Genomic DNA, 26,362 nt, shown 5'->3' with positions numbered 1-26,362 from the left:
TTTGTGCGGCTTTTTTTGATCGATACCCTTTACGTTTGAGTAGTTATACTTACTTCAAAACAAAAGGAACGACATCATGAAAGGATTACTGAAACTCGCCGCACTCCTTGGCTTTATCTCCATGAGTTCGTTTGCTCTTGCGTCTGAGTGCCCCGACATTCTGCAAGGCAAACAGCGCATGTTAAATTCAACAGAAGAAATTGAGCTTTGTGAAGTATTCAAAGGGAAAACATTGCTCGTCGTAAACACTGCCAGCCAATGCGGTTTTACACCTCAATATGAGCAACTAGAAACGCTACACCAAACTTACAAAGATAAAAACTTCGCAGTCATCGGTTTTCCCAGTAACGATTTTCGACAAGACAAAGGAAGCGAAGAAAATACCGCAAAGATCTGCTATCTCGACTACGGCGTGACGTTCCCTATGATGGCTCGAAGCTCTATATTGGGCAACGATGCCAACCCTGTCTTTTCTGAAATCAGCACTCAAGCCGGTGTGACTCCGAAGTGGAACTTTTACAAGTTTCTCATCAGTAAAGAAGGCAAAGTCATCGCCACATTTCCAAGCTCAACCTCTCCGACGAGTACTACGCTTACTAATATGATTGAGCAACAACTGTAGGAGCACTGTTATGGTCACGACACGTTTAACCATGTTACGCCTTGGGTACTTGGGCTTAGTGCCTTTTCTGTTCAGCTTGCTGCTTATCGTGTCTGACACCACCTTATTTAACCTAAGCGGCCAACAATTTTTTATTGCCTACAGCGCCGTTATCTTGAGTTTTCTATCGGGAGTGCTCTGGGGAAATGGTATCGACCATTACTACCACCGCTTGAGCCGTAATATCCTAGTTCTCAGTAATTTGTTTGTTTTGCTTGCGTGGGGTGCCTTGTTACAAGGGAATACGTATTACATCGCGGCAATATTGTTGCTCGCAACCGGATACACGGCCGTTTGGTATGCAGAAAAGCTGATACGGAATGTCGAACTGGAAGTTGATCCCAAAGGCTATCAAGGCATGAGGAATAAGCTCACCTGTGGCGTCATTTTGATGCATGGATTGGTTTTGATTGCATAATCTGGTCTGTCCAGTACTCAGATCACAAACCCAATCAACCCATATAAAACACTGTTCATTTCGTGAATACACATACATTTTGAACACCGTTTTGTTTTAAAGTAGCGCAAACCTACATATATATGTCCGTAAACATTCACAAAGGATATGAATATGTTTTTCCGCAAACTACTGTTTAGTACTGCAATTATCAATGCGACTTCTGGCTGCGTTTCTTACCGAGCGCAACAAGCTGCCACTCAAACAGTAAACAACACGGGCATTGTTCTCACCAATGTGGTGAAAAACACCATCGCACAACCGTGCAATGTCGCTATCACCGTTGCTAGCTTGTTTTATCCGCACGCGATATTCATGACTAGCGTACCAACTCAAGCTTGTACAACCGTACTGAGATAACGAATTCAAAAAAATGGCGACCACTTGGCCGCCATTTTTCATTTCTTTTAATTTATAACGTTAGCAGATAGTTCACCAATTCGCTGTACTCGGCATAGCTACGGACTTCATTAGGAATAACGATGTACTTGTTATTCACAACGACGCCAGGAACGCCGGTCAGAGTGCTCTCTTTGAACTGCTTATCGAAACGCTTTTGCATCGAACTAACCGCAAAGCTGTTGTACGCCGCGTCAAATTTGTTGCCATCGACACCGTTGTCCGTGAAGACTTTTTTTAACTCGTCTTCGTTTTTCGGTGCTTGGCGCTTTTGATGAATTTGCGCGAACATCGCAGGCACCATTTTATCTTCAACACCTAGCGATACCATGGTTGCGTAAGATTTTGCCATTGGCACTGCCATGTCTGCGCCCATAAACGCCACGTGCACTTTTTCAAAGCGAGCTTCTTTTGGCAAAGCCGGTTTTAAGTTTTCAATCACAGATTCAAACTTATAACAGTGTGGGCAGTAAAACGAAAAAAACTCTGTAACGGTTGGTTTAGTCGCTTTCTCAACGTCCAACACTTTGTAGTGTTTACCTTCTTCAAATTGAGCAGCGTGAGCGCTGAAAGCCAGTAAAAGTGTGCTGCATAGTGCAAGTAATTTCTTCATTGTTTATTTTCCTTCGGGCACAACCGTGCCGTTTTAAATATAGCTAAGAGCCAGCTAGTGCTGGAGATAAATAAAGAAGAAATCAAACAATCGGAGGTCGATAAGGCTTATAAACCACAACCACGGCTTTTTCAGTAGGAGGCTTATCAATAAGCGCTAAGCTGTAAGGCAGTAGCATCAAGCCATTTTGCGACAAAGTCGTGGGAATTTTCACAATGCAAGAAGAGCTGCAACTGGTGTGCGACTTTTGCCCTTTTTCCATCATGTGTTCTTTGTGGTGCGGCTCAACACAATCTGTATTTACGCCGAGTTTTTCTTGAAGTGCAGTTTGCTGCATGGGAAAGCTTTGTGCTTCTATTGATGCTGTCGATGCTTGAACGCTCGATGAAACACTGGTTAGCAGCATAGCCACCAAACAAACCAGAGTAGTCATCAATGTACGATTCAACTTCAACATATCAATTTCTTCACAACACACTGATTTTCATCATACAGAAAGATCATATTCATACAAGTTTGAAGCACGAAGAGTACACGGTTATTTAACGAGCTATACCAGCATGAATCCGATAACGCTTGAAATACTTATGAAACACGAGTAATAGTTAGAGCAGTTTTTGTACTAACAAGGAAAGATTCATGCTTAAAAAGAGATTTTTCAAAACTAAAGATGAAGTTGAAGTCACTTTTGAACTCGATAAAAACCAATGGGAATCCATTAAAATCGCTGGAGATTTTAATGACTGGCAACCAGAGCCAATGAAACTGGTGAAAAAAAGCGGCCAATTTAAGTTCAAAACACGTCTACCCAAAGAGCAACACATCCAATTTCGTTATCTCCTCGATGAAGTTGAATGGGAGAACGATCCTCAAGCAGATGCTTACGTTCCAAATGGCTTTGGTAGCGACAACAGCGTTGTTTGCACCGTTGAATAAGTTGTAACTTTGATGGGTTGATTAGTGCGGATTTCACCGTAGTAACAGCGCATTCTTCTCACTTAAGGCGCACGAGTTGCGCCTTTTTCCCACCAATAAGACAAACTCAAGCAGCAATTATTGTTGCTAATGAACAACAGTGTTTTACCTAAAGTGATATATATCAACAAAAGTTATTTCCTTAGTATGAGTTCATCGCAGCAGACCGCTGCTTTCAACGAAAACTGAGGAAGTAACAAATGAAAAAACTGGTTGTTATTACTGGTGCAAGTTCAGGTATTGGTGAAGCTATCGCACGTCGTTTTAGTGAAGAAGGCCACCCTCTCCTTCTTGTGGCTCGTCGCGTAGAACGTTTAGAAGCACTAAATTTACCAAACACCTTATGTGAAAAAGTCGATGTCACTGACCAAGCGAGTTTGATAACAGCGATTGAAAAAGCAGAAGCTCAATTTGGTCCAGCTGACGTGCTAGTCAACAATGCGGGTGTAATGTTGCTTGGTCAGATCGACACGCAGGACGCCGCTGAATGGAAGCGTATGTTCGACGTTAACGTGCTTGGTTTGCTTAATGGTATGCACTCCGTACTTGCATCAATGAAAGCGCGCAATAGTGGCACAATAATCAACATCAGCTCTATTGCAGGTAAAAAGACGTTCCCTGACCACGCTGCATATTGTGGGACTAAGTTCGCAGTTCATGCAATTTCAGAAAATGTGCGCGAAGAAGTGGCCGCATCAAATGTGCGTGTTACGACTATTGCACCGGGCGCAGTAGAGACGGAACTGCTTTCTCACACCACTTCACAAGACATTAAAGATGGATACGATGCTTGGAAAGTGGATATGGGTGGTGTACTCGCCGCAGACGATGTCGCGCGTGCAGTAATGTTCGCTTACCAACAACCACAAAATGTCTGTATCCGAGAAATTGCGCTCGCGCCGACCAAGCAGCAACCATAATCTGGTGACAACTTAATTTCCCATATACTAAGCAAACGATTTGTTCTATATCAAAACGTTTGCTTTTTTTATATTATTAACTCATCGGATAACCTTATTCTTTACAAGCTTTATTTGAAATAACTCGCAAATTTGTTTAACTTTCAGTGATATCAAATACAGCACACATCACTTACATGAACGAACAAGAAATCAAGCCATCCCTTATCATTGTCGAAGACGATCCAAAACTACAAGATATGCTCGGTGAGTACTTTGTAGAACAAGGCTTCGACGTCCGCTGTATTGATAACGGCACCGACGCGCCGAACGCCATTTTAGACACTCAACCCGATTTGGTTTTGTTAGATTTGATGCTGCCGGGCCAAGACGGTTTGAGCGTTTGTCGTCAAATCCGCGAATGTTACAAAGGCAAAGTTCTGATGCTTACCGCAAGCGATGATGATTTTGATCACGTCGCTGCGCTTGAAATTGGTGCCGATGACTTTGTCACGAAACCTATCAAACCGCGCGTGTTACTTGCTCGTATCCGTATGTTATTGCGCAGGAAAGAAAGCGCCGCTCCAGCGCCAGAAAACGGCTTACAAATCGGAGTGTTGTGTTTAAACCGACTACGTAAATCCTGCACTATGAACCAACAGCCTGTCGCATTAACCGACGGTGAGTTTGACTTGCTGTGGGTACTCGCCACTCATGCCGAGAAAACCTTGTCGCGTGAATGGCTCACCAAAACGTTACGCGGGATTGAGTACGACGGTACAGATAGAACCATTGACAACCGCATCGTAACACTTAGAAAGAAATTGGGTGACGCGTCTTGCTCACCTCAAAAAATCATTACGGTACGCGGCAAAGGCTACCTACTAATGCCGGATGCATGGAACGCATAAATGAGAAGGATATATCTAGAGAGCTTTTTAGGTCTGATCATTCTTTTTCTCGCCAGTCTGAAAGGTTATGAGCTCATCGTGTATGAGCTCAATACTGATTATGACTACCTACTTCAAGAACACAGTTCGCAAGCTTTCTACGATTTACTCTCTCCTATCTATGAAGAAAAAGGGCTTGAATACACCAAAAGCGAGCTAGAAAAGTTTGCCACGGCAAGCCATCGATTGTTGCAACCTCACACCATGGATGAGCTCCCACCTGAGGTGAAGGAAGTGTTCAATGAAGATCCTACCGCCAACATCGCCTTTGATGATGAACGGGATTTTTGGTTTCGCTTCGACGAGAGCACTCCCTTTTTCAAAATTAGCGACAACCCGAATAGTCCTATCATTCAAGCCGTCAATTTCGACGACAACATGGTGTGGATATTCTTCATCGCTGGTTTCGCGCTTTACTGTGTTTTGCTGATCTGGTTTTTAAGCCGCAGAATTCGTGAACTAGAAAGAGTCACCGTCGAATTTGCGTCTGGTAATTTCAAAGCCCGCGCAAGCACGGCCAGCGCCAAATCGGTTGGCACATTGAACAAAAGCTTCAATAACATGGCCGATAAAGTCTCTCGACTCATTACCAGCAATAAAATGCTCACCAATGCGGTTGCTCACGAGCTACGCACACCAATTTTTCGCTTGCAATGGCAGGCTGATTTACTCGCCGACTCCTCTCTAAATGAACAACAGGCAAAGTACGTAAATAGCATCGTTGAAGACATTGATGAGATGGAAGAAATGGTCGAAGAACTCCTTTACTACGCAAAAATGGAGCGCCCAGAAACAGAGCTTCGGACCGAAAGTCTTGAGCTTAACTCCCTGCTTTTTGACCTAAAAGACAAATGGCAGCAAGAGACGCCATTGCCAATCACCGTTAAAGATACGGATTTCAAAGAAGCCCAAATTAAGACCGACCCCAAACTGCTCAAGCGCGCGTTAGACAACCTACTTCGCAATGCCATGCGTTATGCCGACAACCAAATCATGTTAGAAGTGACCGAAGATGACGAACACTGCATGATCAGCATTCATGACGATGGAAACGGTATTGATGAAAAAGACTGGCCTCACCTGTTTGAGGCATTTTACAGCGCCGACAAATCTCGTAATAAAAGCACCAGCGGCTTTGGTTTAGGACTTGCCATCGTAAGACAAATTATGGAATTGCAACGCGGCGATGTTTCTATTTCACACAGCCCTCTTGGTGGCGCCTGCTTCACCGTATCTCTGCCTAAATAACGGGCGAACAACGATAAAAGTTAAAGCGCAGTTCGCTTAGTTTCTGCGCTATTTTCTTCCTCATCCGCTTTTATTACATAAGACGACATTTCGATACAATCCATAGACAGAGACAAGTAATAAAACAGTGTACATTTAATCCATCAATTCACAGAGATAATGGATTCGCCCCATGTATAAACCACTTTTACTCGTTGTCCTTTCTTCCTCACTTGCAGCATGTGCATACAACCAAAAGCCTGTTGTAGACATGACGAATGTTGACCAAGCGCAATACGAACAAGATTTTGCCTACTGCCAAGGTTACGCAGAGAAAGTCGACAAAACAGAAGCCGCTAAATCTGACGCAACCAATGGTGCAATGACTGGCGCATTAATCGGTGCCGCGGCAGGTGCTCTTGAAGATGGTATTGGCGGTGCAGCAGTTGGCGCAGTAGCTGGCAGTGCAGTCGGTGCTGGTGCAGGCACTTTAGGTGGCGCGAATGATTCCACCAAAACACAAGCTCTCGTGCTACGCAAATGCCTACAAAATAAAGGTTACACCGTTTACGACCTTGATTAAGCATTAGTCTAAACCACACAACCAAAGTACTTATTCATCAAATCAAACGTGACGTTTTTTGCTTGCACCCATATTCACAAATGTTTCACGTCTAACCGATTAGTCTCAGATCGCAATTTGGTGCATTTCGGTACTAACACACATCAATCAACCAATAATAAAAATTAAGGCCCAATTTTGAAGCCAGGTAAAACAGGAATTCGCCGAGTCATGGATGCGACCGGTTACTCAATTAAAGGACTAAAAGCCGCGTGGACTCATGAAGCCGCTTTCAGACAAGAACTCGTACTGACTTTGGTTCTTTCTATCAGCGCATTTTTTCTGCCAGTTACCACGCTTGAACGTGTATTGATGATCAGCAGCCTATTGCTGATTTTAATCGTCGAACTTATTAATTCCGCCGTAGAAGCGGTTGTCGACCGTGTCAGCGATGACTGGCATGAACTCAGTGGTCGAGCCAAAGACATTGGCTCTGCAGCAGTATTTGTTGCGCTATTTCTTGCCCTATTTGTTTGGGCGTCGTTCTTGCTTTAGTTTTATTCAAGAAAGTAACTTATGAAGACTGTTGATTCTCCAAAGAAAGGTATCCCATACGTTGCCTTTACTGTTCTACTCGCGCTGTATTTCGCTCTCGTGGTGAACATCCCAATCTATAAAGAACTCATTGGGATTTTCTCTAAGTTAGACGAAGTCAAAATCGGTTTCATTATAACTATTCCGATTTTCTTTTTTGCCGCGCTTAATTTCTTATTCAACCTATTTAGCTGGCCATGGGTTGGAAAGCCGTTCTTTATCTTGCTGCTAGTGGTCTCTAGCTTAGTAAGCTACGCAGGCTATAACTACGGAACGCTGTTTGACTCTGGGATGATCGCCAACATCGTCGAGACCGACTCGAGTGAAGCAAGCTCTTATCTCAGCACATATTCAGTCGTTTGGACGACGTTAATGGGTGTGATTCCTGCCCTGATTGTGTTCAAAGTAGAGCTGCAACCACAACGCGGACAATGGCTACGCTTTGTGCTTACAAAACTGGTCGCGATGCTCGCTTCGTTAGCAGTTATTGCCGTGATTGCGGGGTTGTACTATCAAGATTACGCATCTGTGGGTCGCAATAACAGCTACCTGAAAAAAATGATCATCCCAACGCAATATGTCTACAGCGCGACAAGTTACGTAAAAGAAAATTACTTAACTACGCCACAGCCATATCGTGAAATCGGTACTGATGCACAGCAATCTTCGACCGCTTTACAGCAAGCGCAGGACAAACCGACGTTACTCGTTTTTGTAGTAGGTGAAACCGCACGTACTCAAAACTATCAACTGAATGGTTACGAGCGTGAAACTAACCCCTACACTAGCCAATTAGATGTGATTTCTTTTAAAGATGTGGCGTCATGCGGCACTGCGACAGCGGTATCAGTACCATGCATGTTTTCTCAGTTAACGCGCAATCAATTTGACCGTAAACAAGCTGATAACCAAGACAACGCGTTAGATATCATGCAACGTGCAGGTATCGACCTACTGTGGAAAGAAAACGACGGTGGCGATAAAGAAGTCGCGCATAAGATCAAAAAAATCGAAGTAGACAGAAAGCAACAAAACGCACTGTGCAACGGTCAAACTTGTTACGACATGGCACTACTGAGTGACTTTGACCAAGAAGTGTCGAACATGAACGGTAACCGAGTTGTAGCCATGCACCTTATTGGCAGCCATGGCCCAACTTACTTCCAACGTTACCCGAAAGAGAAAGCATTTTTCCAACCAGATTGCCCACGTGCAGACATTGAAAACTGTAGCGTCGAAGAGATCGTAAATACCTACGACAATACCATTCGTTACACAGACTTTGTCTTGGAACAAACCATCAACAAACTTAAGACGTTAGAAGACAAATATAACACTGCGTTGATTTATGTTTCTGACCACGGTGAATCGCTTGGTGAAAGCGGCATGTTCTTGCATGGTATGCCTTACGGACTTGCTCCGGATTTCCAAAAACGAGTACCGCTTATCATGTGGATGTCGCCAAGCTTTAAGCAAGCAAAACACATCAACACGGATTGTTTGTCCAAAGAAGCACAAAATGCAGGTAAGTACTCGCATGACAATGTGTTCCACTCTTTGCTTGGTATTATGGACGTAAAAACCCAAGCCTACGACGGTCAGTTAGATATCTTCAAAACCTGTCGAACCGTATCCTAAGTAGTTAGAGAAAGCCTGATTCAAAATGTGAGTCAGGCTTTTTTATGACAAGCCGTTTCTGCCAACCTCTTTTTCGCTCGTTATAATCAACGCCTAATGAAATCGAAACAGAGCGAACAACATGAAAATCGGTATTATTGGCTTAGGCGACATTGCACAAAAGGCTTACCTTCCTGTCATTACTCAACTTCCTAATGTTGAGCTGGTCTTTTGTACCCGAGACGCCAAAACCCTCTCTTCACTAGCTCAGCAATATCGCATTAAGGAAAGCTGTCAGGACTACCGACAGCTTCCTGCGTTTGGTGTAGATGCGGTGATGATTCATGCCGCAACTCATGTTCACTTTCAAATCGCTGAATATTTTCTAAAACAAAGCATTCCTACTTTTGTCGACAAACCACTGGCGGACAGTGCCCAACAGGTAGAGCAACTCTATGAGATTGCAGCTATCGCCAATCAACCACTTTATGTTGGCTTTAATCGCCGACACATTCCGCTCTACAACGACTATTTGCCAAACGTACAAAAAGGCGATGTCGCTAATTTGAAGTCACTGCGTTGGGAGAAAAATCGCCACAATCTGCCGGGAGAACTCCGAACGTTCATCTTTGACGATTTTATTCACCCGCTGGACAGCGTAAATGTTGTAGCAAAAGCCGATTTGCAAGACGTCTACATCACTCACCAATTTGACGGCCAACAACTCGCACGTCTGGATGTGCAATGGCAACATGGTGATACCCTACTACACGCTTCAATGAATCGTCATTTTGGCATCACAAACGAACGCGTTCAGGCATGTTATGCCAACCAAGCATTTGAGTTTGAATCGTTCGTGGAAGGTAAATTGTGGCAGGACAATCAAGAACGTAAGTTGAACTTAAAAGATTGGACACCAATGCTCACGAGTAAAGGTTTTCACGCTATGCTATTCGATTGGTTTAAGGTTGTTGAATCAGGCAAGCTGGCTACAAGCACAGTGCAACGCAACATAGCGAGCCACCAGCTTGCAGAGCAGATCTGTCAACGCATAGAACAAGCCGTGCATTGCAATTAATCCCTAGAACCAATCTATGCATGAAATGCATACATTAATTCACTTTTTGTCATTTGTTTCATTGACTAATCGTCACTAAACTTCGCGCTCATTTTTCTACATGAGCGCACAATGCATGCTTTTTTCTCAATCCATTTTCGCTCAGGTGTTGAGAATGTCCATCATGTTGGGGCTATCTCTAATCATCGTCCATAACTCTCCGAAGTTGCTGGAAATATTAGCAGAACAAGCCATCAACAGCGGTTGTCACCAAACAACGGGAGACAACGAACACCATGATCATTCTCATCACCACCATCATTAATAATGAGCAAACTATGAGTATTTTCCGATTTCCAGTTCTTGTTTGGCTTGGAATAGGGATTTTGATTATTTGTCTAGGGATCAGACAATCTTTCGGTATTTTTATGATGCCAATTTCAGACTACTTTCAGACCGGGCGCGAGTTCTTTAGCTTTGCTATTGCCTTGCAAAACTTGTTGTTTGGCGTATTCCAACCTTTTGTCGGCATGGCATCAGACCGTTGGGGCGCGAAGCGTATTATCATTTTAGGTGCCTTTTCTTACGCTTTAGGTCTTTACCTTACTTCTATCGCCATTGAGCCAACCATGATGTATCTATCGCTTGGCGTTTTGGTCGGTTTTGGTTTGAGCGCAACCAGCTACGTCATTGTGTTAGGGGCGGTAGCAAAGGTAGTCCCTGCACAACATGCAGCAAAAGCATTTGGTTTAACTACCGCTGCGGGATCGTTCGGTATGTTCGCCATGATCCCTGGAGCACAAGCGCTTTTGAGTGATTTTGGCTGGCAAGGCACACTTCAAGCATTAGCTGTACTGTGTAGCTTTATGGTGATGTTTGCTCTGTTCATGAGAACTGCGAAGCCACAAGCCGGTACCTCTGCAAATGTTCAGGAAGACACACAAACCCTAAAAGAAGCATTAAAAGAAGCTTTCTCTCACAGAGGTTATTGGCTGATTCATGCAGGTTTCTTTGTGTGCGGCTTTCACGTGATGTTCATTGCAACTCACTTACCAAGTTATCTGGCAGATAAAGATTTACCAGCCTCAACCGCCGCAATGGCACTGGCGTATGTTGGCATCTTCAACATTTTTGGTTCGTACTTCTGGGGTGTTATGGCGGACCGCTTCAATAAACGCCATGTTATGTCTGCGCTGTATTTAATCCGCACGGTGGTAATTGGGGCTTTTGTGACTCTACCTGTCACCGAGCACACCGCAGTCATCTTTGGTGGTGCAATCGGCTTCTGTTGGTTAGGCACCGTACCTCTCACATCTGGATTAGTCCGCCAGATTTTTGGTGCTCGTTACCTATCAACACTTTATGGCTTGGTGTTCTTTACTCACCAAGTAGGAAGCTTCTTGGGAGCTTGGGTCGGTGGTCGCATCTACGATTACTACGGTTCATACGATCCAATCTGGTGGTCAACCGTCGTTCTGGCACTCCTCGCCGCTTTGATTCACTTACCGATCAATGACAAGCCAGTATCGCGCTTGAATTTGGCAACCGACTAACCAGAAAGGCTCTTAACGTCTAACGTTGAGAGCCTTTTTTTCAGCAGCCCAATGATCTCCGCTTTCCTTTATCAAATGAGTATTCTCATCAATGATTTCTTATTTAAGATAAAGCACACCCATTCATCCTCTGTTAAGATTTGTGTGACATACTTTGTAGAAAGTCATAAATCAAAAAGGGTTTTAGATGAGAACACTTGGCAACATCATCTGGTTTTTATTCGGTGGCGTATTCATGGGATTGCTGTGGTGGCTATTCGGTATTCTTGCGTTCATCAGCATCATCGGGATTCCGTGGGGGCGAGCTTGTTTCGTCATGGGTAACTTTTCGTTTTTCCCATTCGGCAAAGAAGCCGTTTCGCGTGATGAACTAACCAATGAAATGGATATTGGCACGAGTCCGCTAGGCGTCATCGGCAACGTACTTTGGTTTGTGTTTGCAGGTTTGTGGCTGGCAATCGGTCATATCCTATCCGCCGCAGCGTGTTTCGTTACCATTATTGGTATTCCGTTTGCACTTCAACACCTGAAACTGGCCGTAATTTCCCTCGCGCCTATCGGTAAAACTGTTGTAACGTCAGAAGAAGCGGCAATCGCTCGTTACAACATTAATCGTTAAGGTTATGTATCCTCTGAGTTTTCGGGCTCAGAGGGCAACGCCTGTTAAAAGTAAGCCTATTATTGCTACAGCGTATTCGATAATGGTTGATTGTATGCTCATACCGTCACCTTTAGGTTTATATCTTACCTAGCTCTGCACTGCTTCCAATTTATCCTTTATAATCAATTACCTTTATTGCCCATCACTTGAGTTATTCAACGCTTCAACTACAAACATCTCAACTCAACTTCCCTCTTACAAATTTTTAAAGCCGAACTATAAGCGTAGCCAAAAGTAATCGACTTTGAGGAGAGATCTACGCGGTAAACGGAAGAATATTGGTCAGGAATCTTACTTTTTCAGGCCCAAGAACAACTTATGGTCGTATCTTTTTTTAACTACAAAATGTGCACATCAAAAGGCAAAGAACACTAAGGATTGAATAAATCAACAAACATTGATTGTGACGTAGACTAATTTATTTTGTTTGTCCTCTTCCCCTACCACCCCATATCATCCCCACCACAAACGCTCTTTGATATTTTTATTTGTAGTTCTGCCACCGACGTAAAAGTACGCCTTTTCATCCCACAATTTTGCTTTTACAACCGACCAGAACGTTCTGAGTCATTCAATGACTCAGCATCTATTCATGCAGGAATATATCGTGGATAAATATCAAGCGGCTTACGCAAAGCGTCTCTCAAAACTAAAAAGTGATAACAGTTCACCTAAGGCAATAGCTCGCCTTTGCGCTTGGGACTCGTTTTTTAACCAAGAGTTTGAACTTCAAGATCTTGAATATCAGATGGCCGATGTTGCGCGTCAGCGTTACGAGCAATCCAATGTAAAAAACGACATTTCGTTTAAAGCCTTCAAACGCGCCTTCTACAACGAATCCATTGAGATCTATAACTTGACCGATGGCGCAGCCATTCAAAAAGTCTTTACGCCATTAATTATGCTTGCCACCGCTTGGATTGTGTTTGTGTGCTCTGTTTCGAACTAAGCACGCAAATACACTCCAAGAGGGATGAGAATCATCATGCCTAAGATAACGTTACTTCTGCTGGCCACTACAATTGGTATTGGCATTACGGGCGCTGCATTTTGTGTTGGTGTGACTTACGCATTTACTCAGTTACCGTTAGAAAGCTGGTTTCTAAACCCATAAATACAAAAAAGCAGAACTCGATGTGAGTTCTGCTTTTCATTGTTTATTTGGCCGTAACTCGGATGAAACCTAGAATTCCCGGTTCATTTTTTCCAAACACGATAGAAAGGTTGATTGCTGCTCTGGCTCAATATGACGAGTAAGATCACGCACAAGATCGAGGTGCAACTGGTTATGATGGCGATGAATTTTCTCACCTTCTGGTGTGAGCCTCACAACGATAGCACGGCGATCTTCCGGATGAGGGCAACGTTCTATCAAGTTCGCATTCACTAACTTTTCGATTTGTACCGTTAACGTTCCGGTCGTGATGCCTAACTTTTCCGCCAGTTCTTTCATGCGCAGCGCACCATGGCCGCCCAGCACTTCAATGGTATGGACTTGGGCCAAAGAGTAGCCGGTTTCTTTTACGACTGACTGTTCCCAAGAAGACATCTTGTCATAGAACTCGGTCAGCATTTGATTCAACTTTTCTAGTTCGCTCATCGTCAGCTATTTTGTAACTCTAGAGTAAGGTGATGAATCTTATCAAACTTACTCAGTAATTGCTTAAATTCACTCAACGTTTTATCACTGCGATTATGTAACACAATCGCAGCCGAGTAATGATGTCCGCTCACCTTCCAAACATGCAGATCCAGCACGTCTGCGTATGGCTGAAGCGTCTCTCTGATTGCCTGTAGGTACTCGTGATTAATGTTCTCATCTAATAAGACTGGTGCAGTTTGCTTCATCAAACCGAGAGTCCACTTACCAATCACCAAAGCACCAACGATCCCCATAATGGCATCTAACCAAATCCATCCGTAAAACTTACCGATAATAAGTGCGACGATCGCCAACAGTGACGTTAAGGTATCTGCCAAGACATGAAAATACGCGGCGGCAAGATTGTGGTCGTGGTGCTCGTGCGAGTGTCCATGCGAATGGTTATGATCATGTGGGTGGTCGTGATCATGATGATGGTGATCATGCAGCAGCAACATACTTGCTAAGTTAACCACCAAACCAATCGTTGCGACCATAATCGCTTCGTTGAATTGAATACTCTCAGGGTTAAACAAACGGTGAACGGATTCCACCATCATCATTAGCGCCACCATGCCCAAAGCAATCGCGCTCGTAAAACCACCTAAAACACTGACCTTCCCGGTACCAAACGAAAAACGCTCATTGTTCGCATTTTGCTTAGCATAGCGATAAGCGAACAAGGTGATGCAAAATGCCGCAGCATGAGTGCCCATGTGCCATCCATCGGCGAGTAAGGCCATAGAGCCAAAAAGCGTGCCCGCAGCAATCTCAACCACCATAGTGACAAGCGTCAGAATGAGAACATAAAAAGTTCGCTTTTCACCTTTATGGTTATGAGAAACAAAATCGTGCGTGTGTTGTGCTATTGCCATAGATAAATCATATCCCTATTGCTTAGTTTGTTTGATAATCAAAATATTTGATTTAAATTTAGTTTGACCATCAAACAAAGTCAACATGGAAAACTAAGAAAGGCGTTCATCACTGCACTCAAGATTGGCCAATCTGATGCCTCCCCGCATGAACATATGCGGCCTTGTTTGGGAATCAGCCGCTTATACGTTAAGCTGCCGTTACTCAACTAAAAGATAGAAAGCGGATAAGCAGATGGAACATGTAGGTTCTCGTGCACTGATTGTTGAAGGCGGCGCAATGCGAGGGGTATTTTCTTGCGGAATACTCGACCATTTTTTAGCTGCGGACTTTTCTCCCTTCGACAGCTTTTGGGGCGTATCGGCTGGCGCAAGTAATCTTGCCGCTTATTTGGCAAAAATGCCGGGCAGAAACCTAAAAATCTATCTTGATTACAGCCTAAGAAATGAGTTCATCACCCCCAGCCAGCTCATACGCGGTGGTGATGTCATGGATTTAGATTGGATGTGGCAAGTGACACTTGAAGAGTTAGGCATTGATAAAGAAGTGCTCGCTGCTGATCCGCGTCCTTTTTTCCTTGTCGTCACTCGTCAAGATACTGGACAGGCAGAATACCTCTCTCCGGACGTAGATATGTTAGCGGAGACCATGAAGGCCAGCAGCGCCCTGCCCGTACTCTATCGTAATGGCGTACTTCTTAATGGCACTCGATATGTGGATGGCGGCGTTGCAGATGCCCTGCCAATTGCCGAAGCCATCAAAAGAGGAGCGACAAAAATCATGGTCCTGCGCAGCCAGATTGCCAGTTACCGGAAACCAAGATCAAAGTTCAGTGCCATCACAAAACGTATGCTGAAGGAAACGCCAGCTCTGATTGAGCCTATGCTGACACGTGACGTTCGTTACAACCAAACATTGGAACTGATAAACAACCCGCCACCAGGCGTTGAGATAATCCAAGTGTGCCCACCAGAAACGTTTAAGTTAAAACGCTTAAGCCGCTCACCAGAACCTTTGCGAGAAGCATATGAACTGGGAATTGAGGCTGGCAAACAAGCTATAGTACGTTGGAATTCAATGTAAAGAAAAAAGCCACCTCGATTAAACGCAAGTTAATCTAGGTGGCTAACGCAAACTCGATGGCAGTGGATTATCGATTTGCTTCGCTACGAGCCCAATAAGCAGGCTCAAATACATTCAGCGTAATACTAAGACATCGGTCAAAATTGGCTGTTCGCTGTCGTTCGCTTTAATAGGTTTCGAACAGCCCTGAGTTGTAGTCTTGAATCGCTTGTTCAATTTCTTCGATACTGTTCATGACAAATGGGCCATAGTGAACCACCGGCTCATTGATTGGTTCACCTATAAAGAGCAGGACCCCACTGTTGTCTGCCGCAGTAAACTTTGCGGCCTCTCCTTTTGATAACAGCGCCATCTCACCTTGCTTCACTGTGCGTTGATTTATCTCGACACTCCCTTGGTACGCATAAATCATCATGTTATGGTCAGCGTCCAAAGCTAGCTCAAGCGTAGCTCCTCTATGAGGCCGCCAATCCGCAACAGTTGCCACAACACCAGTTTGAGTCAACGGCCCAACAATTCGTTCTCCCGCAATCATCAACTCACCAGCAATGACACGAACAAGCCCTGTCTTTGCAGTGTCAAATTCCGTGATCGTCTCTGGTTGAAAATCGTGGTATTGAGCGGGTTTCATTTTGTCTTTGGCTGGTTGATTAATCCATATCTGAAAACCATGCAGCTCACCATCTTGCATAATTGGCATTTCACTGTGTATTACTCCGCGACCTGCCGCCATCCATTGTGCGCCACCAGAACGCAATTCGCCGACATTGTTCATGTGATCACGATGTTGAAAATGACCTTTCAGCATATAAGTCAGCGTTTCAATCCCACGATGAGGATGAGGAGGAAAGCCACCAATGTAGTCAGAACGTTGATCGGATTTCAGCTCATCCATCATTAAAAATGGTGAAAAGCTCGTGTTGTTAAAACCTGCAACTCGACGAATTTTAACACCATCACCGTCAGCGGTAGGTTGCGATGGAATCAACTGACGAATTTCTCTGAATGTGCTCATACTTCTTCTCCTCGTTCGCCTTGGTAGCTGTCTGCAAATCGCGTTTCAGCTCAGGCTATCGACATGGTTTTATTTTAGTTTGGAGAAAAATAATCATGAGCAGAGCGATTCGAGCTACTTATTCAAGTTTTTCGAACAATAGGAAATCAAAACCAAGCATCATTGGTCATTTTTCATCCAGACCAAATCCCCGGCGATTGATGATAAGTTCTCTCTTATCACATAAACGTTTTTGAATTTATTTGAAAATAAATGTAGCTATTTCTTAAACAAGGTGTATAGTAGCGCTTGGCTCTTCGAAGAGAGCTGTTAATGCTACATTTAGTTTAAGTTCCTTCTCAGTAAAATCTTGAATCCCCATTCAGACACCTGCGTACAACTTCCTCTTGATTGACATTCAATAGCTTAAAAAAAGATCCACCAATAATTTATCATTAATGTTTTTAATTCAGAGGTTTTTATGTCTGCTAAAGTAACTGGTTCAGTAAAATGGTTCAACGAAACTAAAGGTTTTGGTTTCCTATCTCAAGACAACGGCGGCCAAGATGTATTCGTACACTTCAACGCTATCGTTGCTGACGGTTTCAAAACACTGACTGAAGGTCAGAAAGTAAGCTTCAACGTAGAGCAAGGTAAAAAAGGTCCTCAAGCGACTGAAGTTACTCCTCTATAAGACTGCTTTTCTTGGTGCAGCATGTCCATGCTGCACCAAATCTCTCTCCTTCAAAAAATATCCTCTCAACATAAACTCAGCCTAATTTCAGGCATGGCTTAGTGCTACCCAAAATAAATGGGTCAGTACCGCTTAACTTATTATTTAAAGGAAAAATCATGTCCTCAAGAAGAACAGGCCGTCAAAGGCATTGGTATCAATTACTTAACAAAGAAAAAATTGTCAAAAAACAGGAGAATAAATGTTAGAAATTGAATTTAATTTACATCAACCTAAAACCACTTGGAGAGCTAAAATATATCAACTGAATAGCGATATACTGAAGCGACATATATTGCCAAAACTTCAATATCGTAGTCATCTGATTGACTTCCAATATTGTGAAAAAACCTGCTCAGGCACTATTCTGTGTGACTCAGGTTCAAAGTTAGGAAGTTTTATTATCAAATAGTGCTTTTTTAAGGCATTAATAATTCTCATCAATATTTTGGAAGATATCCAATGGCTAGAAAAAGTAAAAAGCAAATTGATAAGGAAAAGAAAGAATCTGAGGAAAATGCTGCCGCTGTAAAACAACGAACGCGTCGCCGTATCGAAGATATTATGGAGCAAAGAGCGTTTGATAAAATGTTTGATCTTTAACTCTGATTCCTACCTCTTCAAGCTTATTGTGCAAAGGTAACCGCCACCTACCTTTCCACTCCGCTTTCCAATCAGTTTGCTATCTCTTAGCCCAAAAAATACACTTCTTAAAATAACCTTCTCCACACCCAAATTTTTCTTCATCTTAAGCTTCACGCTTTGCTTCATCACTGTAAGCCCATTTTAGTGTGCACTGAAAAACAATCCAAGTTCGAACATCCACTCGATATCTATCAAGCTCTAAAAACGTATCGCACTCTCATTTTCTGACGGGTCTAGATATATTGATAAATTTACGTATAATCACAAGCGTTTGCTTCGTATAACCCCAATGATATGGTTTGGGGGTCTCTACCAGTTCCCGCAAAGTGCTGATTACGAAGAGTTGAGATCACTGTGGATCTTACTCTTTGTGATAGCGTTCGATTTATTCCTATCTATACCTATTCTTAGAGTAACTGCATCCACAATACACATAAGGTGGAATATGAACGCATTTATTCAAGGTCTTCCAAAAGTAGAGCTGCACTTACATATCGAAGGTTCACTCGAACCAGAACTCATGTTTAAACTTGCCAAGCGCAACGACATAGATATTCCTTATTCGTCACCAAGCGAATTGAGAGAGGCATACCAATTTGAAGATCTGCAATCTTTTCTCGACCTCTATTATCAAGGCGCAAATGTTTTACGCACAGAGCAAGATTTTTATGACCTAACGTGGGAATACTTGGAGCATTGCAAAACAGACAATGTGATTCATACCGAGATATTCTTCGACCCGCAAACTCACACTGAACGTGGCATTGACTTCGACACCGTACTCAACGGCATTTCTAGAGCGCTGACAGATGGCCGCGAAAAATTAGGCATCACATCGCAAATCATCGCTTGTTTCCTTCGTCATTTGTCAGAAGAAAGCGCGATGGAAACACTGCAATCTGTTTTAAAGCATCGCGATAAAATCATTGGAGTGGGGCTAGATTCATCAGAAAAAGGCCATCCACCAGCTAAGTTTTTACGTGTCTTCCAGAAAGCGAAAGAGGCAGGCTTGCTTACCGTGGCACATGCCGGAGAAGAAGGACCAGCACAAAATATTACCGACGCGATTGAAATGTTGGAAGTGAGCCGCGTTGATCACGGCGTTCGCTGCGTAGAAGATGAAGCTCTAGTGGGATCTCTAATTGAAACCAAAATGCCACTGACCGTTTGCCCGCTGTCTAACATCAAACTTTGCGTGTTTGATGAAATGGGACAACACAACATCGTAGAACTTCTGCGTAAAGGCGTGGCGGTAACCATTAACTCTGATGACCCCGTTTACTTTGGTGGCTACATGACCGATAACTTCCTTGCAGTGAATCAAGCACATCCCATGAGCAAAGAAGAACTGGCGAAATTCACGCTCAACGCTATCGATGCAAGCTTCATCGACAACGAGTTGAAGGCTCAATATCGTCATAAAATCGAACAATATGTTGCACAACATTCATCGATGTAATGCGGTATACCCTTACAAACCCTCTGTGGTTAAAACGGGACTTAAGCGCTAGACTGAAAAAGCTCAACAAAGCACTTAATAAAGGAAGAAAATCATGATTCAACAAGGCCAAGCACTACCTTCTGCAACCGTAAGTGAACTGACTGCCGATGGTATGGTCAACCACGATGTGACCGAACTGTTCGCGAACAAGAAAGTGGTGTTATTCGCGGTTCCTGGCGCATTCACTCCAACTTGCTCAGAAGCTCACCTACCAGGCTACGTAGTACTCGCAGATCAATTAAAAGCCAAAGGCGTTGATTTAATTGCTTGTGTGGCGGTGAACGATGCATTCGTAATGAACGCATGGGGTGAAGCTCAAAACGCTTCTGAGATTTTGATGCTAGGTGACGGTGATGCTAGCTTTACTAAAGCGCTAGGCTTGGAAATGGATACTGGCGGCTTTGGCGGCGTTCGCTCACAACGTTACGCGATGATCATTGAAAACGGCGTAGTAACAACACTTAACGTTGAAAAGCCAAGTGAATTTGAAGTAAGTAATGCAGAAACTATTCTTGCAGCACTTTAAGAAAACACAAAACGGAAGCTCAAGCTTCCGTTTTTTTCAGGCGATTAGCGCATTCTCACGACACTAGTTTGTTGCTTACGTTGCATCTCTGCAAAAGTCAGTACAAACGGAGATGACTGCTTCACGTGGCTTGGCAGCGACGAAAGCGCATTGTAGGCTTCTTGCTTCGATTTAAAATCACCAGCTGTCACCGTATACCAACGTGTACCTCGGCTATTTTTCCAGTTAACCCATACTGGGTGTTTAGGGTCGATATAGCGAATGTATTCTTTCACATCTTTTTCTTTCTTCAGTGCTAGTACCTGCATGGTGTAGTGGTTGGGATTCAGGTAGCCGTATGCATCTTGAGACGACATCACACCCACACACTGCCCATTATCGATAGGTTGATGAGGCATAGCGCAGCCCATGAGCGAAAAAATCAATGTCAAAGATAAAATCTTGTGCACGTGTCACTCCATTTTTGTTCTGGTTTGTTTTCTCTCATACCCATCACGCACAAATGGTTGTGCAAAAACATCACTGAAGGCTTGGACTAACAACGATTTGTGAGGATTGGGATCACATCCAATATCGAAAGCTACGGCATCGTTATTCTTTGACGTCGTTTTTAATAAAAAGCGATGGGAGAGCAAGAATAACAACACGTTTTAGCTTCTTTGGACATTACGAGTTGTTCAAAAAACTAAGGCGACCATTTAGGCCGCCTTAGTAAATTGATTTTATAAAAAACCTTTAAAACCAGCTTGCTACCAGTCGCTTAAACCAATCCATAATACGTTTAAAAATCCCACCTTCTTCCACTGGTTCGAGTGCAACTAGCTCGGTCTCTTTCACGACTTTTCCATCCACTTTGTATAGCACCTTGCCAACTACCTGATCTTGAGCAATTGGCGCAAGTAAATCACCGCTGTATTCCACTTCCGCTTTAAGTTTGTTTACGTCACTTTTAGGCAGAGTGAGATAAACATCGCGGTTCACACCAACTTTTAACTCATCCTTTTGCCCCATCCAAACGCGAGCGTTTGCGATATCAGTTCCTGCGGCCGTTGGCATCAAGGTATCGTAGAATCGAAAACCGTAACTAAGAAGTTGCTTACTTTCTGATTCACGCACACTTTGGCTTTTCGCCCCCATGACAACTGCGATAAGGCGCATGTCGCCATTGGTGGCTGACGTCGCCAAACTGTAACCTGCACCACTGGTATAGCCCGTTTTCATCCCGTCAACGTTCATGCTGCGATCACGAAGTAAACCATTCCGGTTATATTGAGTAATACCGTTGTACGTAAAAGACGTTTCACTGTACATCGGATAAATATCTGGCAGATCACGAATGATTGCTTGACCCAACTTAGCTATATCATGCGGTGTTGAATACAAACCATCGCTATCTAAACCGTGAGGGTTAGTAAATGAGGAATTCGTCAAACCAAGTTGACTCGCCCAACTATTCATTAAGCTAACAAAGCCTGCTTCGCTGCCAGCGACGTGCTCTGCAATGGCAACACTAGCATCGTTTCCTGACTGAACCACCAATCCTCGATATAAATCAGACAGAGACACAGATGTGTTTACTTCGATGAACATTTTGGAAGAATCTGGGAAGTTTTTCGCCCAAGCGTTGCGACTAACGACAACTTGATCATCGAGACTGATATTGCCAGCGTTTACTTCTTGTCCTGCAACATAAGCAGTCATCAGCTTAGTTAAGCTCGCAGGGTTTAATCGCTTGTCTGCATCGCGCTCTACCAACACTTTACCTGTGTGATAGTCCATCAGTACATAACCGCGAGAGCTTAATTCAGGTGCATTAGGGACAACTGTTGGTGCAGCAAAGGCAAAGTGAGAGAAGGTAGCAAGGCCGGTAAGGAAAGTCGTGTTGAATAAGGTAATTTTTCTCATAGTGACATCTAATCTTATTAGCAATCTGTGGCTTACAAACTAAGTCGAGTATATTGAAACGCCATACAGTTACAGCAGCAATGTTACGATTCGTTACCTTTACTCAATGTTTGTCGAGAAGAATGAGAGATGAGTAGAAATTTTCCGCCCATACATGTGATGCCCAAACGAGATCACGAAAGAACGGCCCCACGTCAATGACAGCGAGAATTCACATTTCTAGATACAGATAAGCAGATCATCTAAAACAAATCGTTCAAAATATGAAAAAGCACCCGCACAAACGGTGATGTCAGGGAGAGTACCTGTGCGGGCTTAAAAGGACAATTCAACCCAATAATTACAGAGCTGAAAAACTAGGGGTAATGAAAATCGGATAATCCAAGATCTTCAGTTGCGCTTATATTACTCACCTTACGTTTTATCTTGTTAGCTTCGCGTCAATACCAGAGTAATAGAGACGTGATACACAAAAATTGGGATTGATTTTATTGACGACGAATAAAATAAAAAAATATCGAAGAGAAGACTCGGTACTGGTTAATTATATTTATAATAACCCTAAATCAAGTTTATGATTTCGGATATTTTTACCTTAAATAAACATCGTGAGATTTTTAATTTTCATTTTCTTTCATTCAGTCAGAAAGCGAAGAAAAGTACAACTTCCCTTTCTTAAAACTCAATGATGTCTTACGTGTTTTTTTGGAACTTTTACTTTCTGGATCAATAAATTGAGTATAGCAATGAGGGACTAAACACCCACTTTTCGCTCTAAACGATAAACCACTGTTGTTTAGATTGACACGCTGTTTCTTTACCACTAGGGATTCCAAACAATGGTTATCCTTAATTTGGGTGGCAATTCGATCGCGTACTCCTACCCAATACGCCTTAAACGACGACATCATAAATATCCTCTTTAATGACATGAATAACATACACTTGAGCTTTATTCCGTCATGACGAAGCAGGTCATTATTCCATATAAAAATTAATGAAAGGAATTAATAGCCCCTACTTAGATATGGTTTGGCTCTTTTTCATTTAAGAAATACGCTTTCATCTCATAATGTATTGAGATGCATATAGTTAACACTTTATGACTATTAATTAGAAAAGCGTAAGACGAAATTGTGCATATTCCATACAAAAACAAAGGATATGTCAAAGGTTAATTATCAATTAATCAGTTATAAAACTCAAAACTAAAATTCATAACTGGCTATTATCAATAAAGACAAAAATAAATAATATCGACTTTACCATTTATAGATTTAGATGATATCAACATGCGCTGTTTACTATTATTGAAAAATACAAAATCAATAAACATACGACCTATCTATTAATGATATTTAGGTCTTAGTAGAGAATATTGAGGAACAAAAAAGCGCACCTTTAATGGTGCGCTTAACATCTTTTCGTTTAAGGTTTCAGCTTCAAAACATTATCAACGTCTGCAGCACTGTGGCGCTCAGCTAGTTGCTCCCACTCTTCACCCCAAGAGCGGTTAACAATACGACCACGTTTAACACCTTCTCGCTCATCAATTGCTTTCGCCCAACGCACAACGTTTTTGTAGCTCTCCACATCTAAAAACTCGGCTGCATCGTATGCGCGGCCCAGCACCAAGTTACCGTACCAAGGCCAAGTTGTGATATCGGCAATGCTGTACTCATCACCACCTAAAAAGGCGTTGTTTGCCAGACGTTTGTCCAGTACATCCAGTTGACGCTTAACTTCCATCGTAAAACGGTTGATTGGGTACTCGAATTTCTCTGGCGCGTACGCGTAGAAGTGACCGAAACCGCCTCCTAAGTATGGTGCAGAACCTTGCAGCCAAAATAGCCAGTTCATTACCTCAGCACGCTTCGCGCCTTCTGTTGGTAAGAAGTGACCAAATTTTTCTGCCAAGTAGAAAAGAATATTACCCGATTCAAACACGTTGATAGGTTCATCACCTGAGCGGTCAACCAGCGCCGGAATTTTAGAGTTTGGGTTTACAGCTACAAAGCCAGAGCCAAATTGGTCACCATCGCCAATCTTGATCAAATACGCGTCGTATTCGGCTTCCTTTACGCCTGCCGCCAAAAGCTCCTCAAACATGATCGTCACTTTCTGACCATTAGGAGTCCCCATTGAGTAAAGCTGGAATGGGTGCTCTCCAACTGGCAACTCTTGCTCGTGACGTGCGCCAGAATCGGGACGATTAATGCTCGCCCATTGGCCGCCATTTTCACTGTCGTTAGTCCAAACTCTTGGTGGTGTGTATTCGTTAGCCATTGTTATTCCTTATCGTGTTTGAATGCACCTGTAGGCTGGTTCAAATCGTTACCAGCAGCAATGCTTAAAAATCCCCACCTTAAATTGGCTGGGCATAATCAAGATATTAGGTCGGAATCTTCAAATAAAAGCCCTTCCCTCTCGATTAATTAGAACCTTTGGTTATGGGATTTTCTTTCACGCTATAAGGAAAAACGTCGCGGTAATGTGAACTAGGTTCGAGATACCAACAATGAAGAACAGATAAGGTTTAGAGGCCCATCCAACATATCAGTCTTAATTAAGCTTGCATCGTGGCAACAGCTAATCGACAGCGCAAAACCGTGTAGGTAATCTGCCAATAGATCCAAACTGTCTTTCTCTACTTGCTGGGATAAACCCAAAGGTTGAACAATCAATTGATAGCGCTCAGTAAACACTTGAGCAGGCCCGTGGGATGTCATGCTCAAAATAGTTTGCAACAGCCCGTTATACTCACGTAGCAGCTCAATATAACTAGCGCACAGGTGTTTGAGTTCGCTTTGCCAATCTTCATTCGCTTGCGGTTGATAAATGTCTTCCACCAGTGATGTCGTTAACGCTTCAAGCAAAGCATTTTTGTTTTTGAAGTAGTAATAGATCGCCATAGGATCCACATCCAATTGGGTCGCTAGCAGACGAACACTTGGTATCTTTCCGTCCTTTTTCATCAATAATTTAGCCGACTCTAGGATGCTTTCTGCACTCAGTTGTGACTGCTTTGCGGTCGGTCTTCCGCGTTTCTTTTCGTTGACAGACATTTGATCTTCTCGATAAACTCAGAATTATTCTACATTGTAGAATTAATTTTAAACCAACCTTTAACTTGGCTCAAGCATCATTACTTTGATGAGGTACTCATGGCAAATATCATATTTATTGCAACCAGTCTGGACGGTTACATCGCAGATAAACAAGGCAAACTCGACTGGCTACAATCCGTACCAAATCCAGACAACATTGATACTGGCTTCGTCCCACTAATGGAGCGTATAGATGGCTTGGTAATGGGTCGTAATACATTAGATGTCGTACTGAGTTTTGGTTGCGATTGGCCGTACAGCAAGCCCGTGTTCGTACTCAGCAATACCATGACAGAAGTTCCACAAGGCTACGAAGACAAAGTTTTTTTAGTCAAAGGCGAGCTAAAAGATGTACTTGCTGACCTAAATACAAAAGGCTTTAACGAGCTTTACATCGACGGCGGCGTGACGATTCAAAACTTCCTCAAAGAAGATCTTATCGATGAAATGGTGATCACTCGCTTCCCTATCCTACTTGGCGGCGGCGCACCTTTGTTTGGTGATTTGCAACAACCACTCAATTTTAAAGTGACCAAGAGCGAAGTGGTGCTAGATACCTTGGTTCAAACGACTTACGTGCGTGAAAGGTAATCTACCTAGATAATTTAAACAAAAGAAAAACGCCCTTCCTAGAGATAGAATGGGCATTTTTAAACGTTCTAACTTGGCGGAGCTCATTTTGGGACAAAACCTTGTTACGAATCCGTGGTGATTGCGAGATCTTGGATAAGTATTGCTAAGGTAATTTATTCAAAACACCTACGAACTAGTGGTTAGTTTTACTCATCCACTACAGTATCTGCATCATTACAATGTAGCTTTCGCTTTTTCCGACATCCTCTACCTGCATCACTATCGGCCACAAAGGCTTTCCCAAAGGGAGTAACACATAGAACCAATAATAGAAGATAACCTGTAAAAATTCATATGCACCAAATCTCACAAAAATCTGACACGCCGTGAGATAAATTGTGACTAAATGCTAATTAACTGTGAGGGCTTTATTTAATGTTTATTGCTTTTTAGGGTTTGGGCAGCGCAATTTCGTGTTCAACTGCAATTCTTTGGGATAAAGCTTTCAGAAATCAGCAGGTCGAGCAGTCAAAAGAGTCCATGAGAACATTC

At 43.0% G+C, this 26,362-nt stretch carries 32 protein-coding genes and 1 riboswitch; of the genes, 23 read left to right on the top strand and 9 right to left on the bottom strand.

From position 1 onward, the window contains the following. Nucleotides 1–76 precede the first annotated feature (76 nt). From OU793_RS07780 to OU793_RS07770, 3 genes are all read left to right on the top strand, one after another. Nucleotides 77–622 carry a glutathione peroxidase gene (locus tag OU793_RS07780; protein ID WP_140103868.1) on the top strand — a complete coding sequence of 182 codons (546 nt, stop codon included), beginning with the start codon at nt 77–79 and terminating at the stop codon, nt 620–622. A 10-nt stretch (nt 623–632) separates the two neighbouring features. Then, nucleotides 633–1,079, top strand: a complete 447-nt coding sequence (locus OU793_RS07775; protein WP_140103867.1) for a DUF3429 domain-containing protein — start codon at nt 633–635, stop codon at nt 1,077–1,079. 153 nt (nt 1,080–1,232) lie between these two features. Further along, nucleotides 1,233–1,478 carry a hypothetical protein gene (locus OU793_RS07770; protein WP_180793926.1) on the top strand — a complete coding sequence of 82 codons (246 nt, stop codon included), beginning with the start codon at nt 1,233–1,235 and terminating at the stop codon, nt 1,476–1,478. A 52-nt stretch (nt 1,479–1,530) separates the two neighbouring features. Here the strand turns inward: OU793_RS07770 and OU793_RS07765 are convergent, their stop codons facing one another. Both OU793_RS07765 and OU793_RS07760 read right to left on the bottom strand, forming a co-directional pair. After that, nucleotides 1,531–2,130: a thiol:disulfide interchange protein DsbA/DsbL gene (locus OU793_RS07765; RefSeq protein WP_020841867.1), complete on the bottom strand. Its 600-nt coding sequence runs from the start codon at nt 2,128–2,130 to the stop codon at nt 1,531–1,533. Between the two features lie 82 nt (nt 2,131–2,212). Continuing rightward, a complete protein-coding gene (locus OU793_RS07760) occupies nt 2,213–2,587 on the bottom strand; it encodes a hypothetical protein (RefSeq protein ID WP_029805247.1) in 375 nt (124 codons plus the stop codon). A 182-nt stretch (nt 2,588–2,769) separates the two neighbouring features. On the opposite strand from OU793_RS07760, the gene OU793_RS07755 reads away from it, so the two are divergent. The 13 genes from OU793_RS07755 (at nt 2,770) to OU793_RS07695 (ending at nt 13,339) form a co-directional block, all read left to right on the top strand. Further along, a complete protein-coding gene (locus tag OU793_RS07755) occupies nt 2,770–3,066 on the top strand; it encodes an isoamylase early set domain-containing protein (RefSeq protein WP_005477072.1) in 297 nt (98 codons plus the stop codon). Nucleotides 3,067–3,305: 239 nt separating this feature from the next. Continuing rightward, on the top strand, nt 3,306–4,025 hold the full coding sequence (locus tag OU793_RS07750) for an SDR family oxidoreductase (RefSeq protein ID WP_005485124.1): 720 nt from the start codon (nt 3,306–3,308) through the stop codon (nt 4,023–4,025). A gap of 176 nt (nt 4,026–4,201) precedes the next feature. Then, complete coding sequence (locus tag OU793_RS07745) at nt 4,202–4,915, top strand: response regulator (protein ID WP_005463399.1); 714 nt, start codon at nt 4,202–4,204, stop codon at nt 4,913–4,915. Next, entirely contained in the window at nt 4,916–6,202 is a 1,287-nt protein-coding gene (locus OU793_RS07740) for an ATP-binding protein (RefSeq protein WP_140103866.1), read from the top strand. A 172-nt stretch (nt 6,203–6,374) separates the two neighbouring features. Then, nucleotides 6,375–6,764, top strand: coding sequence for a glycine zipper family protein (locus tag OU793_RS07735; RefSeq protein WP_274647744.1), 390 nt, complete (start codon nt 6,375–6,377; stop codon nt 6,762–6,764). Nucleotides 6,765–6,941: 177 nt separating this feature from the next. Next, on the top strand, nt 6,942–7,298 hold the full coding sequence (locus OU793_RS07730; protein ID WP_005463392.1) for a diacylglycerol kinase: 357 nt from the start codon (nt 6,942–6,944) through the stop codon (nt 7,296–7,298). Between the two features lie 21 nt (nt 7,299–7,319). Further along, entirely contained in the window at nt 7,320–8,975 is a 1,656-nt protein-coding gene (locus OU793_RS07725; protein ID WP_140103865.1) for a phosphoethanolamine transferase, read from the top strand. Between the two features lie 121 nt (nt 8,976–9,096). Then, entirely contained in the window at nt 9,097–10,032 is a 936-nt protein-coding gene (locus OU793_RS07720) for a Gfo/Idh/MocA family protein (RefSeq protein ID WP_017447340.1), read from the top strand. A gap of 154 nt (nt 10,033–10,186) precedes the next feature. Continuing rightward, a complete protein-coding gene (locus OU793_RS07715; RefSeq protein ID WP_005499370.1) occupies nt 10,187–10,336 on the top strand; it encodes a hypothetical protein in 150 nt (49 codons plus the stop codon). Between the two features lie 13 nt (nt 10,337–10,349). Continuing rightward, a complete protein-coding gene (locus OU793_RS07710) occupies nt 10,350–11,564 on the top strand; it encodes an MFS transporter (RefSeq protein WP_140077534.1) in 1,215 nt (404 codons plus the stop codon). A 187-nt stretch (nt 11,565–11,751) separates the two neighbouring features. After that, the gene (locus OU793_RS07705) at nt 11,752–12,183 is read left to right on the top strand and encodes a YccF domain-containing protein (protein ID WP_005485025.1); all 432 of its coding nucleotides are present in this window, start codon (nt 11,752–11,754) and stop codon (nt 12,181–12,183) included. A gap of 649 nt (nt 12,184–12,832) precedes the next feature. Next, complete coding sequence (locus OU793_RS07700) at nt 12,833–13,174, top strand: hypothetical protein (protein ID WP_021451131.1); 342 nt, start codon at nt 12,833–12,835, stop codon at nt 13,172–13,174. Between the two features lie 36 nt (nt 13,175–13,210). Beyond that, the gene (locus OU793_RS07695; RefSeq protein WP_005477316.1) at nt 13,211–13,339 is read left to right on the top strand and encodes a hypothetical protein; all 129 of its coding nucleotides are present in this window, start codon (nt 13,211–13,213) and stop codon (nt 13,337–13,339) included. A 69-nt stretch (nt 13,340–13,408) separates the two neighbouring features. On the opposite strand, the gene OU793_RS07690 is transcribed toward OU793_RS07695, so the two are convergent. Further along, a complete protein-coding gene (locus tag OU793_RS07690) occupies nt 13,409–13,825 on the bottom strand; it encodes a MarR family winged helix-turn-helix transcriptional regulator (RefSeq protein WP_005463375.1) in 417 nt (138 codons plus the stop codon). A 2-nt stretch (nt 13,826–13,827) separates the two neighbouring features. Continuing rightward, complete coding sequence (gene dmeF, locus OU793_RS07685; RefSeq protein ID WP_159404376.1) at nt 13,828–14,742, bottom strand: CDF family Co(II)/Ni(II) efflux transporter DmeF; 915 nt, start codon at nt 14,740–14,742, stop codon at nt 13,828–13,830. Nucleotides 14,743–14,977: 235 nt separating this feature from the next. On the opposite strand from dmeF, the gene OU793_RS07680 reads away from it, so the two are divergent. Then, nucleotides 14,978–15,826: a patatin family protein gene (locus OU793_RS07680; RefSeq protein ID WP_159404377.1), complete on the top strand. Its 849-nt coding sequence runs from the start codon at nt 14,978–14,980 to the stop codon at nt 15,824–15,826. A 166-nt stretch (nt 15,827–15,992) separates the two neighbouring features. Here the strand turns inward: OU793_RS07680 and OU793_RS07675 are convergent, their stop codons facing one another. Continuing rightward, nucleotides 15,993–16,841, bottom strand: a complete 849-nt coding sequence (locus OU793_RS07675; protein WP_005463372.1) for a pirin family protein — start codon at nt 16,839–16,841, stop codon at nt 15,993–15,995. Nucleotides 16,842–17,301: 460 nt separating this feature from the next. On the opposite strand from OU793_RS07675, the gene OU793_RS07670 reads away from it, so the two are divergent. The 5 genes from OU793_RS07670 to OU793_RS07650 all read left to right on the top strand — a co-directional run bounded on the left by OU793_RS07670 (nt 17,302) and on the right by OU793_RS07650 (nt 20,225). Continuing rightward, complete coding sequence (locus OU793_RS07670; protein ID WP_005463371.1) at nt 17,302–17,514, top strand: cold-shock protein; 213 nt, start codon at nt 17,302–17,304, stop codon at nt 17,512–17,514. 241 nt (nt 17,515–17,755) lie between these two features. Further along, on the top strand, nt 17,756–17,965 hold the full coding sequence (locus tag OU793_RS07665; RefSeq protein ID WP_021484467.1) for a hypothetical protein: 210 nt from the start codon (nt 17,756–17,758) through the stop codon (nt 17,963–17,965). Between the two features lie 50 nt (nt 17,966–18,015). After that, nucleotides 18,016–18,156, top strand: a complete 141-nt coding sequence (locus OU793_RS07660; RefSeq protein ID WP_005463370.1) for a PA3496 family putative envelope integrity protein — start codon at nt 18,016–18,018, stop codon at nt 18,154–18,156. A 298-nt stretch (nt 18,157–18,454) separates the two neighbouring features. Continuing rightward, nucleotides 18,455–18,554: riboswitch (purine riboswitch) on the top strand. Between the two features lie 89 nt (nt 18,555–18,643). Next, nucleotides 18,644–19,657, top strand: coding sequence for an adenosine deaminase (locus OU793_RS07655; protein WP_159404378.1), 1,014 nt, complete (start codon nt 18,644–18,646; stop codon nt 19,655–19,657). Nucleotides 19,658–19,751: 94 nt separating this feature from the next. Further along, nucleotides 19,752–20,225 (top strand): peroxiredoxin, encoded by a 474-nt coding sequence (locus tag OU793_RS07650; protein WP_005477269.1) that lies wholly within the window; start codon nt 19,752–19,754, stop codon nt 20,223–20,225. 44 nt (nt 20,226–20,269) lie between these two features. Here OU793_RS07650 and OU793_RS07645 read toward each other — a convergent pair whose 3' ends face one another. The 4 genes from OU793_RS07645 to OU793_RS07630 all read right to left on the bottom strand — a co-directional run bounded on the left by OU793_RS07645 (nt 20,270) and on the right by OU793_RS07630 (nt 25,195). Continuing rightward, nucleotides 20,270–20,674 carry an SPOR domain-containing protein gene (locus OU793_RS07645; RefSeq protein WP_005499396.1) on the bottom strand — a complete coding sequence of 135 codons (405 nt, stop codon included), beginning with the start codon at nt 20,672–20,674 and terminating at the stop codon, nt 20,270–20,272. 286 nt (nt 20,675–20,960) lie between these two features. Beyond that, nucleotides 20,961–22,130: a D-alanyl-D-alanine carboxypeptidase family protein gene (locus tag OU793_RS07640; RefSeq protein ID WP_159404379.1), complete on the bottom strand. Its 1,170-nt coding sequence runs from the start codon at nt 22,128–22,130 to the stop codon at nt 20,961–20,963. A gap of 1,428 nt (nt 22,131–23,558) precedes the next feature. Beyond that, complete coding sequence (yghU, locus tag OU793_RS07635; RefSeq protein ID WP_159404380.1) at nt 23,559–24,416, bottom strand: glutathione-dependent disulfide-bond oxidoreductase; 858 nt, start codon at nt 24,414–24,416, stop codon at nt 23,559–23,561. 212 nt (nt 24,417–24,628) lie between these two features. Then, nucleotides 24,629–25,195 (bottom strand): TetR/AcrR family transcriptional regulator, encoded by a 567-nt coding sequence (locus OU793_RS07630; protein ID WP_159404381.1) that lies wholly within the window; start codon nt 25,193–25,195, stop codon nt 24,629–24,631. A 99-nt stretch (nt 25,196–25,294) separates the two neighbouring features. Between OU793_RS07630 and OU793_RS07625 the strand changes: the two genes are divergently transcribed. Beyond that, entirely contained in the window at nt 25,295–25,828 is a 534-nt protein-coding gene (locus tag OU793_RS07625) for a dihydrofolate reductase family protein (protein WP_025817691.1), read from the top strand. The last annotated feature ends 534 nt before the right edge of the window (nt 25,829–26,362 follow it).

This window comes from Vibrio sp. VP6 (assembly GCF_028823755.1).
GTDB classification, from domain to species: Bacteria; Pseudomonadota; Gammaproteobacteria; order Enterobacterales; family Vibrionaceae; genus Vibrio; species Vibrio parahaemolyticus.
Note: the sequence above shows the minus strand (reverse complement) of the source record. Positions and strands in the feature narration are given on the sequence as shown.